General features: G+C 50.3%; 11 protein-coding genes, 2 tRNA genes and 1 pseudogene. 11 read left to right on the top strand and 3 right to left on the bottom strand.

Annotation, left to right across the window (positions count from 1 at the left end; all coding sequences use genetic code 11):
• Both ACKI3C_RS04060 and ACKI3C_RS04055 read left to right on the top strand, forming a co-directional pair.
• Nucleotides 1-2019, top strand: a pseudogene (locus tag ACKI3C_RS04060) (phage tail tape measure protein); the annotation flags it as partial.
• On the top strand, nucleotides 2019-3869 hold the full coding sequence (locus ACKI3C_RS04055; RefSeq protein ID WP_407402307.1) for a hypothetical protein: 1851 nt from the start codon (nucleotides 2019-2021) through the stop codon (nucleotides 3867-3869). The pseudogene ACKI3C_RS04060 and the gene ACKI3C_RS04055, both read left to right, overlap by 1 nt.
• Nucleotides 3870-4013: 144 nt before the next feature.
• On the opposite strand, the gene ACKI3C_RS04050 is transcribed toward ACKI3C_RS04055, so the two are convergent.
• Both ACKI3C_RS04050 and ACKI3C_RS04045 read right to left on the bottom strand, forming a co-directional pair.
• Nucleotides 4014-5339 carry a phage integrase SAM-like domain-containing protein gene (locus ACKI3C_RS04050; protein ID WP_407402305.1) on the bottom strand — a complete coding sequence of 442 codons (1326 nt, stop codon included), beginning with the start codon at nucleotides 5337-5339 and terminating at the stop codon, nucleotides 4014-4016.
• A 212-nt stretch (nucleotides 5340-5551) separates the two neighbouring features.
• Nucleotides 5552-5629, bottom strand: a tRNA-Val gene (locus ACKI3C_RS04045).
• A gap of 145 nt (nucleotides 5630-5774) precedes the next feature.
• On the opposite strand from ACKI3C_RS04045, the gene ACKI3C_RS04040 reads away from it, so the two are divergent.
• The 5 genes from ACKI3C_RS04040 (at nucleotide 5775) to asnS (ending at nucleotide 11902) form a co-directional block, all read left to right on the top strand.
• Nucleotides 5775-6290, top strand: coding sequence for a hypothetical protein (locus tag ACKI3C_RS04040; RefSeq protein WP_407402303.1), 516 nt, complete (start codon nucleotides 5775-5777; stop codon nucleotides 6288-6290).
• Nucleotides 6291-6526: 236 nt separating this feature from the next.
• Nucleotides 6527-7870, top strand: a complete 1344-nt coding sequence (gene purB, locus ACKI3C_RS04035) for an adenylosuccinate lyase (RefSeq protein WP_407402301.1) — start codon at nucleotides 6527-6529, stop codon at nucleotides 7868-7870.
• Nucleotides 7871-7933: 63 nt separating this feature from the next.
• On the top strand, nucleotides 7934-8803 hold the full coding sequence (locus ACKI3C_RS04030) for a DUF4886 domain-containing protein (RefSeq protein WP_407402299.1): 870 nt from the start codon (nucleotides 7934-7936) through the stop codon (nucleotides 8801-8803).
• A 202-nt stretch (nucleotides 8804-9005) separates the two neighbouring features.
• Nucleotides 9006-10460, top strand: a complete 1455-nt coding sequence (locus ACKI3C_RS04025) for a pseudouridine synthase (protein ID WP_407402297.1) — start codon at nucleotides 9006-9008, stop codon at nucleotides 10458-10460.
• A gap of 26 nt (nucleotides 10461-10486) precedes the next feature.
• Nucleotides 10487-11902: an asparagine--tRNA ligase gene (gene asnS, locus ACKI3C_RS04020; protein WP_407402295.1), complete on the top strand. Its 1416-nt coding sequence runs from the start codon at nucleotides 10487-10489 to the stop codon at nucleotides 11900-11902.
• A gap of 100 nt (nucleotides 11903-12002) precedes the next feature.
• Here the strand turns inward: asnS and ACKI3C_RS04015 are convergent, their stop codons facing one another.
• Nucleotides 12003-12542, bottom strand: a complete 540-nt coding sequence (locus ACKI3C_RS04015; RefSeq protein WP_407402293.1) for a hypothetical protein — start codon at nucleotides 12540-12542, stop codon at nucleotides 12003-12005.
• Nucleotides 12543-12831: 289 nt separating this feature from the next.
• On the opposite strand from ACKI3C_RS04015, the gene ACKI3C_RS04010 reads away from it, so the two are divergent.
• The 4 genes from ACKI3C_RS04010 to ACKI3C_RS03995 all read left to right on the top strand — a co-directional run bounded on the left by ACKI3C_RS04010 (nucleotide 12832) and on the right by ACKI3C_RS03995 (nucleotide 16089).
• A complete protein-coding gene (locus ACKI3C_RS04010) occupies nucleotides 12832-13635 on the top strand; it encodes a glycogen/starch synthase (RefSeq protein ID WP_407402291.1) in 804 nt (267 codons plus the stop codon).
• A gap of 72 nt (nucleotides 13636-13707) precedes the next feature.
• Nucleotides 13708-15126, top strand: a complete 1419-nt coding sequence (locus ACKI3C_RS04005) for a DUF4270 family protein (protein WP_407402289.1) — start codon at nucleotides 13708-13710, stop codon at nucleotides 15124-15126.
• 79 nt (nucleotides 15127-15205) lie between these two features.
• A tRNA-Thr gene (locus ACKI3C_RS04000) sits at nucleotides 15206-15278 on the top strand.
• Nucleotides 15279-15339: 61 nt separating this feature from the next.
• On the top strand, nucleotides 15340-16089 hold the full coding sequence (locus ACKI3C_RS03995; protein ID WP_407402287.1) for a DUF3843 family protein: 750 nt from the start codon (nucleotides 15340-15342) through the stop codon (nucleotides 16087-16089).
• The last annotated feature ends 290 nt before the right edge of the window (nucleotides 16090-16379 follow it).

Genomic DNA, 16379 nt, shown 5'->3' with positions numbered 1-16379 from the left:
TACGCGACCGGGCAGAAGAACTACGAGGACTACACCAACCGGATGCTTGAAATCGAGGAAGAGTTCTACAGGAAGCAGCTACAGCATGCCGACCTCACCGCAAACGAAAGGGTCACTATCGAGGCACAGTTGTATGAGGCTCTGCGCAAGCAGACGGAAGCCGCCAACAAACAATCAGTCGAGGAAGAAAACATGTACTACACTATCCGCAAGTCGGAAGTGCAGCAGCAGTACCTTGACGGACTGCTGACTACCGAAGCCTACAACGAGCAGATGCAGCGTATTGAACTTGAACACCTGAAAGCCATCCGTGACATCTACAATGAGCAGGCGCTGAAGCCAATCACTGACTGGGAGGAAACGAAACGGCAGGCGGCAGAAATGATGCAGACGCAGTTCATCGGTAACGTCGATCTGCTCAACCGTAAGAACATCGATGCCTACGAACTGACCAAAGCGGGATGGAAAGGAAACCCGACCAAGGAGGGCGAAGGGTATGCCACCCTTTATAGTAGCCAGTACGGCATCAAGGATGCTGACGGCAAGGTGCAAGAAATCCTAGTAACCCCCATATTGCCCGACGGCTCGGTGCTCTCGGAGAAAGAGTTGAAGGAGTATGTGACCAAGACACTGCAGGGAGCAGAGGATATTCTTGCTGCCGATGACAAGGGTTTGGTCATTGCCGTTGACGTGTCTGCCGACGGCAAGGCTGGCGAAATCCTCCACAACATGCAGGAGGCGTTCTATTCCGAAAAGCCCGATGTGGATGAAAAGGCATGGAGCGAATACCTCGCTGCCAACGAGGCATACCGCAACAAACTCATTGCCGACCAGCAGAAGAAGCAGAAAGAAGCGCAAGAAGCCGAACGCAAGCATCAGGAGGAACTGAAGAAAATCAAAGACGAGTTCTTCGGCAACAGTGCATCGGAAAACCTAGCCCTTTACAATGAGGCAATGACGAACCTTGACGCGGTGTATCAGGCAGAGCTGAATGCCGCCGGGGACAACGCGGAGGAAAAACTTCGCATTGAAGAAGCCTACGAAAAGGCAAAGCTGGCTCTTAAAGTGAAATACAACCAGATGGGTTCAGAGGAGGATAAGAACACCCTCCGCAGATGGAACAAGGATGCGCTTGACTGGCTCAACGGTGACGGCGGGCAGGCTGTTGTGAAAAGCGTCGAGGTGCTTACTTCGGGAATGTCGAGCATATTCTCTCAACTTTCTTCGCTCGTTCAGGCGGAAATGGAAATTGAAACTGCGGCAATAGAGAAACGCTACGACCATGAGATTTCCCGTGCAGAGGGCAATTCCTACAAAGTTGCCCAGTTGGAGAAAGCAAGGGAGGCGGAAATCGCCAAGACCAAGAAAGAGGCGAACCGCAAGATGTTTGCAATGCAAGTTATCCAAGCGGTTGCACAGACGGCACAGAATGCGCTGAATGCCTACGGTTCTGCGGCTGCTGTGCCGGTAGTGGGCTACATCCTGGCACCTATCGCGGCAGCAATGGCTGTAGCCGCCGGTGCCATCCAAGTTGCAGCAATCAAGAAGCAGCAACAGGCTGCGGATGCGCAGGGATATGCCGAGGGCGGTTTCACCCCGAAGGGCGGCAAGTATGAGGAAGTCGGTGTCGTGCATGCCGGCGAATGGGTGGCGTCGCAGGAACTGCTTGCCAACCCGCAGGCGCGTGCCATCGTCAATATGCTTGACTATGCACAACGAACGAACACCATCGGTTCAATCCGGCAGGAGGATGTGTCACGTTCCATCACTGCACCCATGGCGATCGCAAGTCTGCAAACGCCAACCGCAGGTGCAGTGGCATCGCCCAAAGCCGTGCCCAACTCCGCACAAGGCGGTGCCTCGATGCAGGAACTTTCTGCCGTCATTGCCGAATTGAAGCAGCGTCTTGACGAACCTTTCGTCACAGTGAACACTGTCACAGGCGACGCTGGCATCAAGAAAGCGCAGGAGAACTATGAGAAGTTAATGAAGAACAAATCACCTAAATCAAGACGATAATGGAAATAATCATCAATGGACAACCTGCTGCACTCAAAAAGGGAACTTCGTTTGAGTACATCATCGAGAACCGCTACTTTACGGGAAGCGACGCCTACACAATGGAAATGACTTTTCCGTTGAGAGGCTGTCCGCAGAACCTTGCCATCTTCGGTGACATCAACCGAACCGATGTGGACGCTCGCAAGGTTGTTTTTGACTGCGAGATTCGCGACCGCAGTTTCTACAAGACTGGCTCTATCGCCATAACTGAGCTTAACGAGAACGAGGTCAAGACTCAGTTCCTCGAGGGGCGAAGCGAGCAGAACTTCAATGAGACTTTTGACAAGGTCTATATCAACGAACTCGACCTTGGTTCCTGGCCGGCAACCCTGCCGTCACAAGTCACGCCTCCCTCTATATGGGTGGTGGGCGACGCTGTCGCTCTGCCGTGGGTGAATGATGCTTCGGGCAACATTCAGAATAATGTGGTCTTTACGCAGGACCGCTACAACCAATGGATATGCAATTGGGATCCCGAGACGGATGCACTTTCGTGGCAACCGTATCTCATCACTATTGTCAAGCGAATATGCCAGGCTCTCGGCTATTCGTATGACTTTACGGAGTGGGAGCAGACAGATTACTTCTATCTGCTCATCTGCAACACTCTGCCTGCCGCATGGGAAATCCCGCAGTTCGCCCGTGCACTTCCGCACTGGACAGTAGCGGAGTTCTTCGAGAAACTTGAACTCTTTCTCAACTGCGAATTTGACATCAACCACAAGGCGAAGGAAATCACTTTCGCCTTCTCCCGTGACGTCATTGCCTGTGCAGATCCTGTCGAGCTGCAGTCGGTGTTCAATGACTACTCGGCAAGCATCAACCAAGAGGAAGATGACAAGTGCGAGTACCGGGAGGCGCAGAACATAGAGTATGCAGAACGCAGTGATGAGATGTGGAAGTACGAGTCCTGCCGTTGGTTCGTGGAGGACTGCATACGGAACGGACGAGTGCAGTCCTACGATATGCTATCGCAACTCGTGGCGGCTACACGTCAGTACTCGGTCATCCGTTCCTATGGCAGGAACATGGGGATGAATAAACTGTTCTATGCCCGGGATGTGGACACTTATTTCCTCATCCGTGCCTACAAGAATGTGCCTGTCATCGAATCGAGGGAGGAGGTGGAATATGTGGACGGCAACGAGTACCACAATGTCTACAATTATAAAATCAATGAGTACCACTGCTGCCTGCAACCAGTCAATCAGTTCGGGGCCCACATCGTCAATGACTCTGACGATGCAAAGGCAATCACTCTTGATTTTATACCTGCTTGGATTGATGAACTTGACGAGAACCAGGGAAACTGCCTGTTTCTCGCTTTCTCGTCCTACAACGAGCCCAATCCCGACGGGGAACGGATAGGCAGTGTGATACAGACTGCCGAGGAGGGCGAACTCATCCAGCCTTATCTCGTGCAGGAACTCGAGAACGGCGAGCATGACAAAGCCGTGGAATACTATTCCAAGATCTTTGTCGCTTTCTGGGACGGAGCAGTGGAAGCAACGGGGAAGCATCCGCACCCTTACACCGACAGCGTGATTGTCCGTCATGACGGCACAATCTTCCGTCCCCACTACTCGTTGCGCATCAACCGCAACAACGGAATGATGCGGTTCAGCACCCACAAAATAGACACCCGAAGGAAATACAAGTTCTCGTTCCTTGCCGACTCGATCCCGAACATCCGCTCGGTTTTCTTTATCAACGGCAAGAAGTACCTTTGTGAAAAACTGACTGCGACCTTCACCGAGTCAGGTCGTAGCCAACAAATCAAAGGAGAGTTCTGGAGAATTCAGGGATAAAAAGAATCGGGTAGGGAAGCACACGGGGAAACGCATAGGGAAGCGCAGAAGGAAGCACAATGGGAAGCGCAATGGGAAGCGCAAAAGGAAGCGAATGGGGAAGCGCTGAAAACTCTAGTAAATACAGTGCTTTCAGCGCTGTTTTCACTCTATAGGGGAAGCACTATGGGAAACACCTTTGGAAGCACTACGGGAAACACCCTTGGGAACGCTATAGGAAGCGCTCTTTTTCTTGTATAGAACCCAGTTGAGAACTTTACGATTTGCTCTATCAACTTTATCTTGGTCAAAGTCAATGTAAATATCTGTAACCGTTGAATTTCCGTGTCCCAATGCGTGTGCTATTGTATCCTTTGGGATATCAAGTGATGCCGCTATCGTAGCCCAGCTGTGACGTGCCCAATATGTAGACAATTCAGGGAATAGAGGCTCAATCTCCCACTTACCGCCTCGTCCTGCAAGACGTCTCATAGGTCCAATCTTCTTTAATGCCTTGTTAATGTGCTTGATAAAGTCTTGGTGACTGGTGTATCGATCCAGAGCATTGATTAACCAATCCTGACCCTTGTAACGGTTGATGATCTCCAGCGCTTCGGGCTCCACCTTAATACTATATAGGCGGTGTGTCTTAGCTCGAGAGTATTCAATGCGACCATTGACTATCTCTTTCAAGTGACACAAGTCCACGGCATTGATGCCTATCAGCATGAAAATCAACTTGAACATGTCACGATGAACACGGGCGTACTCCTGTACAGGATAGTTGAATAACGTGCGCAGCTCATCAACAGTTAGCGAACGCTTGCGTGTGGCTATGGGCTTAATCTTAAAACGGCGGAAAGGATAAGCTGTTGTAACCTCATTGCTTATCGCCTCGTTAAAGACTGCCCGAATGTTGCGCAGGTGCACGTTGCGAGCATTTTGAGAAGGAGATGTTTTTGCAAGGTAGGCATCAAAGTTTGACAACCACTCACGTGTAACATCCTCAAACAAAATATTTTCAAGGTCGATGTCGTTCTCTTTTGCAAACGCACTTAGTCGAGAATACGTGTGCATGTATATCTTCATGGTGTTCTCGGTATGCTTGTTTGCAAACTCCTTGTATTGGTATGAGAACTTTTTCTTGTTTTCTGCTTCTCTTGCTCTCGTTTCTGCCAACTTTGGATTAAGTATGTCGATAATATACTGTTTTATCTCGGCAATAGTACATGTTGCGAGCACTCCTTCATTTGCAAGTCCAAGCAGCAAAGAGTCCACTTTTTCTTTTGAACGAGAGATATAAATGTTCAAACGCATCTGGTCTGGATGCTTGATGACTTTTCCTTTAGCATCGTCCCACTGAGATGGTAGGACTTTTGCTTCTAATGGAATCAATACCCTCGAACGAAAGTGACAGATGGAAAGTTTGAGTCTGGCAGGATTGCCAGGTTTTACTGCACGAGTGTCTAGATAAATTTTGGTTGTTGCCATTTTTTTGAAAAAATTAGCCTCATTGTTCCAAATAGTGATTTTTTTGAAAAACACTTGCACAAAATTTGCACGCAAATTGCAACTTTTTCCTCCAAAATACACCTTTTTGCAACCTTTTTTGGCTTTTTTTTAAGCAAAAAACGGGTTGAATTTACCTAAAAAAACAAGGTTGAAATTCTTGCATTTGCTTGAATTTCAACCTTTTGTTGCTTTGGTGGGTGCTGACGGATTCGAACCGCCGACCCTCTGCTTGTAAGGCAGATGCTCTGAACCAGCTGAGCTAAGCACCCTTGCTTTCCAAAAGCGATGCAAAGTTACTGCTTTTTTTTTATATCTGCAAAACTTTTGCGAGTTTTTTTTGAAAAAAAGTGTTTTGTAGAGTTATTTTTCTTAATTTTGTATTGTTAATAGCAAGTTACACATATTTATATTAGAATGATGTTGAGAATTGTAGTGAGACAGCTGGCGATTGTGGCTTTGTCACTCATAGCCGTGGGGCAGTGTTGTCATGCCGGAACCGGACTTCTGCGCGAGTATAAGCGCACGAGTGAGGTGACGCTGTTTGACACTTATTTCACATCGTGCCGCTGCGGGCTAGTCGCGGGAGTTGACAGCCTGGGCCGCGACACCTATGTCGTGGCGCTCACCTATGAGGACGCTGCGCCCGGAACGGGCGAAGAGGTGACGTTTGTGATGAAGAATGCAGGAAGGGTGAATCTCGTGGCAGCCGACCGTGTGCGCCGTGGTGACATCAAGCGACGCAGGTTCAAAAACGGCGATATAACCTACGTGACCCGTTACTATCACATCCAGTGGGAAGACCTGTTGCGGCTCATGGAGGACGATTGCAGGATATTGGTACTGAAAACCACAGGAGGTGAATTAAAATTTAACATAAAAGATGTTAAAGGTGTATTTAATAAGTTGTCTAACCAGTTAAAGGTAAACTGATTATGATTGAAATAAAATCGTAACATGCAGCGACCACTTGCATGAATAATGGAAAAATATTAATTTTGCAGTAATCATTTTTTCCTAGGGCACATAATAAATAATGTGAAGGAGATGTCGCCGCTGTGAAGCGTCGTCATCTTTTTTTTGTTTTTTATGGGCTGTTTTTCTTGTTTAGGTGGCGTTTGTTGAGTATCTTTGCAAAAAATAAGGGAAAATTAATTTATACTAGATATATGAACTTGACTCCCCTCACCGCTGTGTCGCCCATTGACGGACGATATAACAGCAAAACAAACGTCTTGAGCCGTTACTTCTCGGAAGCGGCATTAATCAACTATCGTGTTAAAGTAGAAGTAGAGTATTTCCTGGCGCTGTGCCGGTTGCCGTTGCCGCAGTTGGAAAAGGTGCCATCAAGCGTGCACGAGCCGCTGCGCGACATCTACCGTAATTTCACTCTCGAAGACGCCCAGCGCGTGAAGGAGATAGAAAGTGTTACTAACCACGATGTGAAGGCAGTGGAATACTTGCTCAAGGAGAAGTTTGACGCGATGGGGCTGCAGGAGTACAAGGAGTTTATCCACTTTGGTCTCACCAGCCAGGACATCAACAATACCTCGGTGCCCATGTCGATAAAGGACGCAGTGGAAGAGGTTATCATGCCTGCGTTGCTCGACGTGTGCGAGTGGCTGGGTGTCCATGCCGACGAGTGGCAGGATGTGCCCATGCTGGCCAAGACTCACGGACAACCGGCATCGCCCACCCGCCTGGGAAAAGAACTGCGGGTGTTCCTGTATCGCATTGAGCAACAGATGCATCATCTCGACGCAGTGCCCATGAGTGGCAAGTTTGGCGGTGCCACGGGCAATTTCAATGCCCATCTGGCAGCGTTCCCGCAGTATGACTGGCGCGAATTTGGCCGCAAGTTCCTAGAAGAAAATCTGGGCTTGAAGCGTGAAGAGTGGACCACGCAGATTTCTAACTACGACAACATGGCTGCGCTATTCGATGTGATGAAGCGCATCAACACCATTCTCATCGACCTCGACCGCGATATCTGGATGTATATTTCGATGAACTACTTCAAGCAGAAGATCAAAGCCGGAGAGGTGGGGTCGAGCGCTATGCCTCACAAGGTGAATCCCATTGACTTTGAGAACAGCGAGGGTAACCTGGGCATTGCCAATGCGGTGCTTGAACACCTTGCCCACAAGTTGCCGGTGAGCCGCTTGCAGCGTGACTTGACCGACTCGACCGTGCTGCGCAACGTGGGTGTGCCATTTGGCCACATGATGATAGCGCTTGCGAGCACACTCAAAGGACTTAACAAACTGATTCTTAACGAGGACGCCATTAATGCCGACCTTGACAACATGTGGAGCGTGGTGGCCGAGGCGATACAGACCGTGCTGCGTCGCGAGGGGTATCCTAACCCATACGAGACGCTCAAGGCACTCACTCGCACTAACGCTGTGGTCGATGGTCCCGCAATCGCGGCTTTTATCGAGACGCTTGAAGTGAGCGATGAGGTGAAGGAAGAATTGAAACAGTTCACGCCTCACAGCTATACGGGGTATTAACGATGCGCTTCGCTACGATGACGATGACTTTTCATTTTTTTTCGATGACTAAATATTTTTGATATGAGAAGGGTTTTATTTGCACTGTTATGTGCTGTGTCTTGCTTGGTTGTGGTGGCTCAACCTGAATCGAAAATTCCGCAGGAGATGCAGCACTCGCCGGCTCAAGATTCGGTGCTGGCAAGGCCGCTGACTTATCCGGCTTACATCGTGAAGAGTCGCTTTGTGCCTGAACATGTGGAGGTGCTGTCAATCAACAACAGCCTCATCTATGTGAACAAACAGGACTCAATATTCAATGCCATTGCCGCCGGACAAGGAAAAGACGCCAAGTGGACCATGCACACGCTGCTGGGACGCACCTTGCTGCGCCACTGGGAAGAAGGTGACTCGGTGAATGCCAAGGGTGAGTACACGGCGAAGTACAAGGTGCGCACACATCCGTGGACACACATCGTGTTGCAGGAACAGAGCCGCTTGCCCAGGGCAAACTATGAGTGGTTCCGTGCGAGCGTACACAACTGGGTTGACTACATCAGACGCAACTGCCCTAATCCCGACGTGCAGATTATCCTCACCATGAACTGGGGGTATAATAACGCGTTTGACGGCGGCAAGTATGCCGAGCAAAACGATATACTGTACCGCAACTGCCTGGCGCTGGCCCAGGAATGTGGCATCACGCTTGTGCCCGTGGGGCTGGGCAACCAGGACCACTATGAGCGTGGCGGTGCCGAGTTGGCAGGCAAACTGCATAACGACGAGTGCCACCCCTCGTTCAGGGGCACCTATATGGCATCGTGCATGGAGTATGCTGTTATCTTCAACGAATCGCCGGTCGATATCAAGTTTGATTCGCCCAAGCTCTCTGCCCAGGATTGCAAGGAGGTGCGCGAGTGCGTGAAACGCGTCCTTGACAAGTTCAATCAGTGAGATATAGTTGGCGCAGCTGACACATAATTTGTTAAAAAAGCATTAAAGAGAGTTTTTTATTGTTGAGAGACAAAGTTTTTTTGTAACTTTGTAGTGTTTAGTATGAGAAATATTACTGCGATCGAATTCGAGTAAAACATTAAGAAATATAAAAAGATGGCCGAGAGGCCTGAAAAAAACCAAAATTAATTTATTTAGAACTATGGAAGAGAATTTTGAAAAGAAACCCAAGAGGCCTCGCATAGGCGAGTCTAAGGTTAACCTTGACGAAAGTAACAATCAGGTTCAATTTGAAGGGAATGGCTATGGCCGTGAACATCGCGGCGAGCAATCATTGGAATCAACTGAGTATCAAGGAGGTTATCAACCCCGTCACCAAGGAGGTTACCAGCAGCGCGGTTACCAGCGCCAGGGCGGCTATCGCCAGGGTGGTTATCAGCAGCGTCAGGGCGGTTACCAGCGCCAGGGTGGCTATCAGCGTCAGGGCGGTTACCAGCAGCGCCAGGGTGGCTACCAGCAGGGCGGTTATCAGCAGCGTTACAATAACCCCGAAATGGTAGGAGAAAACACAACAGAACAATCCCAGAGTGCAGGACAGCAGACCGAACGCACCGAGGGTTACCAGCAGATTGGCTATCAGCAGAGCAATTACCGTCAGGGCGGTTACCAGCGTCAGGGTGGCTACCAGCGTCAGGGCGGCTATCGCCAGCAGGGCGGTTATCGTCAGCAGGGCGGCTACCGTCAGGGTGGTTACCAGCAGCGTCAGGGCGGCTACCAGCGCCAGGGCGGCTATCAGCAGGGAGGTTACCAGCAAGGTGGTTACCAGCAGGGCGGCTACAAGCGCCAGCAGCCCAAGCGCAACATGGGACCCCGCCAGCAGATGCGATTCACTCCTCGTCCCCAGCCAGTTGAATATGACGAGCCCATGCTCGATCCCAACATGCAGGTTCGCCTCAACAAGTTCATGGCAAATGCAGGCGTGTGCTCACGTCGTGAGGCCGACGAACTGATATTGAAGGGGCTTGTAAAGGTTAACGGCGAGGCCGTTACCGAACTCGGAGTGAAGATTACTCCCAAGGATATCGTAGAATATAACGACAAGGTTGTCACTACTGAAAAGAAGTGCTACATCCTGCTCAATAAACCCAAAGACTGCGTCACAACAAGCGACGATCCCAATGGCCGCAAGACCGTGATGGACCTTGTGAAGGGTGCATGCGAGGAACGCATCTATCCCGTGGGCCGTCTTGACCGCAACACCACAGGTGTGCTCCTGCTCACCAACGACGGTGACCTGGCTTCTAAACTCACTCACCCCAAATATGTGAAGAAGAAAATCTACCAGGTGTGGACCGATAAGCCCATCGCCGAGGAAGACATGCAGCACATCGCCGACGGCGTAGAACTCGAGGACGGACTCATCCACGCCGATGCAGTGAGCTATGTGAGCGCTAACGATCGCAAGCAGGCCGGCATCGAGATCCATTCAGGCCGCAACCGCGTGGTGCGCCGCATCTTTGAGCACCTCGGTTATCACGTAGTGAAGCTTGACCGCGTGTACTTTGCAGGTCTTACCAAGAAGAACCTGAGCCGCGGACGCTGGCGCTACCTCACACAGGAAGAAGTGAACTTCTTGAAGCAAGGAAGTTTTGAATAATCAAAAAAAACAATACTACATTTAGTATGGAAATTTCAAGAACGAAAGTTGTTGACATATTTAATCCTGCTCTCGTGGGACAGGAAGTGTGTGTTAAAGGATGGGTGCGCTCGCATCGCAGCAATAAATACGTGCATTTCATCGCCCTTAACGACGGCTCTACAATCAAGACACTCCAGATTGTGGTAGATCCTTCGCAGGTTGATGAAGAACTGCTCAAGAATGTCACCACAGGTGCTTGCATCGGAGCAGTGGGCACGCTGGTTGAGAGCCAGGGCGCGGGCCAGAGTGTGGAACTTCAATGCAAGGACTTAACACTGTATGGCACTTGCCCCAATGATTATCCCATGCAGAAGAAGGGCCAGACCTTTGAGTATATGCGTCAGCATGCCCACATGCGTCTGCGCACCAACACCTTCGGTGCCGTGTTCCGCATTCGTCACCACATGGCGATGGCTGTGCACACTTATTTCCACCAGCATGGCTACTTCTACTTCCACGCTCCCCTCATCACAGCAAGCGACTGCGAGGGTGCAGGCGAGATGTTCCAGGTGACCACCAAGAACCTCTATAAGCTCGAAAAGGATGAGCAAGGACAAATCAGATATGATGACGACTTCTTCGGCAAGATGACCTCGCTCACAGTGAGCGGCCAGCTCGAAGGCGAACTTGCTGCAACTGCGCTGGGTGCTATCTATACTTTCGGCCCCACATTCCGTGCCGAGAAGAGCAACACCCCTCGTCACCTGGCAGAGTTCTGGATGATTGAGCCCGAAGTTGCTTTCCTTGAACTCAACGGTCTCATGGACCTGGAGGAGGACTTCATCAAGTTCTGCGTAAAGTGGGCGCTTGACAACTGCAAAGACGACCTTGAGTTCCTCAACAAGATGATCGACAAAGAGCACAAGCTCATCGAGCGTCTTGAGGGCATCATTGCTGGTGACTTTGTACGCCTCGAATACACCGAGGGCATCAAGATTCTTGAGGAGGCTATTGCCAGTGGCGTGAAGTTTGAATTCCCCATTCAGTGGGGCGGCGATCTTGCAAGCGAGCACGAGCGTTATCTCGTGGAGACACACTTCAAGAAACCGGTTATCCTCTATAACTATCCCCGCGAGATCAAGGCCTTCTATATGAAGCAGAACAACGAGCCCGAAGAGCGTCGCACCGTTCAGGGCACCGACGTGCTGTTCCCGCAGATAGGCGAGATTATCGGCGGATCGGTTCGTGAAGAGAGCCTCGATATCCTCAACAGCGAGATAGAGCGCCGCAACATCCCCGCAAAGGATATGTGGTGGTATCTTGACACTCGCAAGTACGGAACATGCCCCCACGCAGGTTTCGGTCTCGGTTTCGAGCGCCTCATCCTGTTCGTGACTGGCATGCAGAACATCCGCGACGTCATCCCCTTCCCCCGCACTCCCAATAACGCAGAGTTCTAATCACTCACGCGAAGGAAATACAATAAAAAACCACGGTTGCCAGCTGGCAATCGTGGTTTTTTCTAGGTTGTCTAGATGGTTATCTAGTATTTCTGGCTATTTAGTTTTGATGACCCACAACCTTGTAGGCGGTACCTGAATTAGTGCGGATGGCCTTGTAGTAGATGCCCTGGTAGAGATAGAGTTTCTCGCCATTGACTGTCACTGTCTTCACGTTGCGGTCGGGTAGAGACTGCACGATGTCGCCCACCACAGGACGGCGCGTGTCGTCCCAGCGGTCGTTGTGATTCAATTGTCCGTTGTGGTTGTTGTAGTTCGGTTGTCCGTTGTAGTGATTGCCAGGTCCCTGGTTGGGATTTGTGTAGTAACCGGTGGCGTTGTTGCCCGTCTGTGTCACGTGTTGCCCTGGTGCATTGCTGCCAGTGTTCTGGGTGACATGCTGTCCGCTGCTGTTGTGGCCGTTATTGTAACCATTGTTGTAACCGTTATTGTAGTAATGGTTGTCATGCTGGTTGCTGGTGTTATAAACTGTGCCGGTAGATGTGTGCTGGTCATCGCGGTTCTTGTTCAGGTTGTTGAGCAAGGCCTCGCAGCTGGTCAAGGACAGTAACACACAAGATAAAAGTATGAATTTTTTCATTGTTCAGTTATTGATTAATTTTAGTAGTTCGGGCAAACGCCTATTATAAACCCAAATGCAAAGTTAATTGATTTTATTGAAAATGGAAATAATTATTTAGATAAATACACTAAATATGGTTAAAAATTAAGGTTTTAGGGTCTTGTGGTTGGGAAAAGTGCAAAAAAAGTAGTAACTTTGCAACATATATACACAATAACATAGCAAAGCGTGGCCCTGTGCGTGATATAGTGCAGTGAAAGAAAAAATTGTGCCTCGCAACAGTGTTGTTACACAATGGATAACATATATGGATGTAGATAAAGTATTATTCATTTCGCAAGAGATTGCCCCCTATCTTCCCGACACGCCGATGTCGAAGATGGGATTTGACATGCCGCAAGGCATGCAGGAACTTGGTGTTCAGGTTCGTACGTTTATGCCTAAATATGGTTTGATCAATGAACGTCGCAACCAGTTGCATGAGGTGATAAGGCTCTCGGGAATGAATCTGATAATTGACGACAGCGATCACCCCCTCATCATCAAGGTGGCCACGCTGCCCTCTCGTGCACAGGTTTATTTTATTTTTAACGACGATTATTTCGCTCACGGCCTTACAAAGGAACTGGAGACTGTCACTTCGCCCGACGACAACGACGAGCGCAGCATCTTCTTTGTGCGCGGCGTTATCGAGACCGTGCGCAAGCTGCGTTGGACCCCGTCGGTGATACATTGCTGCGGATGGATCACTGCGCTTGCGATGGTTTACATGCGCGAGCTGTTTAATGACGATCCCTCGTTCCGCGATGCAAAGATCGTCTATTCGCTGTGGGATGATGAGTTTGCCCAGCCGCTCGATGCACGCATGGGCGTGAAGCTCAAGATGGACGGCATGAGCGACGAGGTGGTTGCCGATATCCTGGACAAACCCGTTGACTTCAAGGCTCTCACCAAACTTGCCTTGAGATACTGCGACGCAGTGGTGCAGCACAGCGCTAACGTCAATCCCGAGATACTGGACATGGCTCGCGCCACAGGTCTGCCTTTCCTCCCCTACGAGGAAGGACCCCAGTTTGTGGAAAAATGCCTGGAGTTCTACAAAACACTTTAACCTAACTAGAAACAAAAGTGACGCCTGCGGCTGTGTCAAGCGGTGCAGGCGTGTAACAAGAAAATATTGAATATGAAAAAAGCACTCAATGTATTGCTCGCGCTAGCGGTGGTATTTGGCTTGTACTCTTGTGCCGACGACACTATCGGCACATCAATCAGTGATACTCGGCTTGCGATTATTGAGGATTCTTCTTTTACTATCACAGGGCAGTCGGTCGAAAACAACAGCCTGCTGTCGCGCACCAGCGTTCAGTTGCTGGGTGCAATCAAGAGCGATGGCTATGGCAAGCTGTCGTCGCAGATCGTGACGCAGTTCATGCCCACCTATGCCATTGACACCGTGGGAACTAATATTCACTGGCTCGACTCGTGCAAACTGGTGTTCAAGCTGCCCGTGACCGGTGCTTTCACCGGCGACACACTTGCCCCGATGAAACTCAACGTGTATCGCTTGAACAAGGCTCTTCCTTCGCCCATCTACAGTGATTTTGATCCCAAGGGCTACTATGACGAGGAGGATCTGATGGCTTCGGCTGCCTACTCGTTGAGCTCATCGACGATATGCAAGGAATTTGACTCTAACTCAATGTCCTACATCTATCACCGCGAGGTAGAGGTGCCCATGCCCACCGACTATGCCCGCGAGCTCTTCACCAAATATTGCGAGAGCCCTGAGGTCTTCCGCTCTCCCAAGGAGTTTGCTAAATATTTCCCTGGCTTGCTGATAACCAACAGCTTCGGCAGCGGCCGTGTGATGAACTTCACCGACACAGAGTTCCGTGTGTTCTACCGCAAGCATGCCGAGCTTAGCGATACCACCGATACAATTTATAGCGGCGTGCAGCAGGCTTACCTCGCTTCGACCCCCGAGGTGATAATGAACAACATCATCTCGCTCGAGATAGACAAGTCGGTTAAAGACCGCGTTGCCAGTGGCGAAGCGCTGGTGATGGCTCCCGCTGGATATGAAGTGAAAGCCCATTTCCCCGTTCAGGACATTATCGATGCTTATAAAAAAGCATCGAAGGGCTCAATGTCGGTAATCAACAAACTATCGCTTGAAGTTCCTGCCGAGGAAATAGAGAACGAATACTCCATCGCTCCTCCCAAATACCTGCTAATGGTGAAGACCGACATGAAAAATAAATTCATAGAGGGCGACAGCTTGACCAATAGCAAGGACTCGTTCTATGCCGAGTATAATGCCAAGAAAAAGTCTTATGTGTTTAATAACATGCGTGAGTATGTGCTTGACATCATCAAAAACAAAGGCGGCATAGCACCAGAGGCCGACACCTATTTCACTATCATTCCTATGGATGTGACCATCTATACTGACAACTCGTCGTCTTACTATTACTATTACCAGAGCAATCCCACCGCAACGGTGACAAAGATCGCTCCGCAGGTATCGGTGCCGGCGATAGCAAGGTTGCGTCTTGACAAGGCTAATGTGAAAATCACGTTCAGCAAGCAGTCGGTACTGTGACTTGCTTGCATGGGTGACAAAAAAGTGTTACCTTTGCAAATGAAAAAAATAAAGCGGCTCGAAGTGTAGGGTCGCACTAGCCACAATAGCTCAGTCGGTAGAGCATTTCATTCGTAACGAAAAGGTCGCGGGTTCGAGTCCCGCTCGTGGCTCACAATGCAAGGCTGCTTTTCAACGGTGAAAGGCAGCCTTATTTTAATAACCAAGAATAGGATGGACATTCAAGTAAGGGAATTCATGAAGTTGCAGCCAGGCTATCCGCAGGTGAGCGACACCGATAAGTACTACTATGTGATAGCAGTGCACGTGGGACGCGCGTGGGATAGTTGCGGCGCTCTCGTTGATATAGACGATCGCGTGCGCGAGAGGGTGGTGCTGGCGATTATCGGTTACTATCAGGATATAGTTGCCGATGCCGGCTTGTGGCGCACGTTCACCAAGCTGCACCGCGAGCAGCATGGCACGCCGCTGCCGCATTACACGCCTGGCGACGACTATATCGACTACGAACTCAATGTGGATGACCTGCGTTACCTCATCTGGTACACGCTTGCTTGCAGTGCAGAGGTCGATCATGCATTGTCGCCCCACGGCGAGGAGTTGCTGCTGCTGGCGCGTGCCGTGCACGAGGTGCTTGATTTCGACTACGAGCATGCCCCAGTGCCGGTTGAGCTCACCATGCTCACAGGAGTGGACCTCAACGACGAGGCCGAGGCACGCGGCGTGTATGACCTTGCCCACTGGTTCTACTGGCGCAGCTACCTCATGCAGTGTAATGCTGCCGCTGCCACGCAGGAAGTGATGCCCGAGGCCCAGGCCATCATTGCCAAGCATGGCGAGCACGGAGCGGCACCATTGCTCCACGACCTTAACGATCGCATCATGGCAACGCGCAACGCAGAGTTTGGCCCCATCTCCATGCCCTTAGCCCAGTGGCTAAAACACATCACCGACAAAGGATAATTCTATCTCCCACTGAGGCACAGAGACCAATGAGAGAAAAAATAATTTCTTTTAATTCTGGATAATTTCTTTCAGTAAAAGGAAATCACTATCTTTGCACTAGTGAAAGCCATGCGTTGCATATTGCTTGTGTCGGCAGCCCTTGTGTTGGCTTGCTTGGTGTCGTGCGGCAGCCGTGCCGACCGGCCGTCGCTCGTTGCCATCGACTCGCTCATCTTGCAGGCTCCCGACAGTGCCTGCGAGCTGCTGGCCGACTATCCCGAGGACTCGCTCACCACCGCCGACGACCG

The organism is Sodaliphilus sp., assembly GCF_045598405.1.
Taxonomy (GTDB): domain Bacteria; phylum Bacteroidota; class Bacteroidia; order Bacteroidales; family Muribaculaceae; genus Sodaliphilus; species Sodaliphilus limicaballi.
The sequence above is the reverse complement of the archived record's forward strand: the minus strand, read 5'-3'. Positions and strand labels throughout refer to the sequence as shown.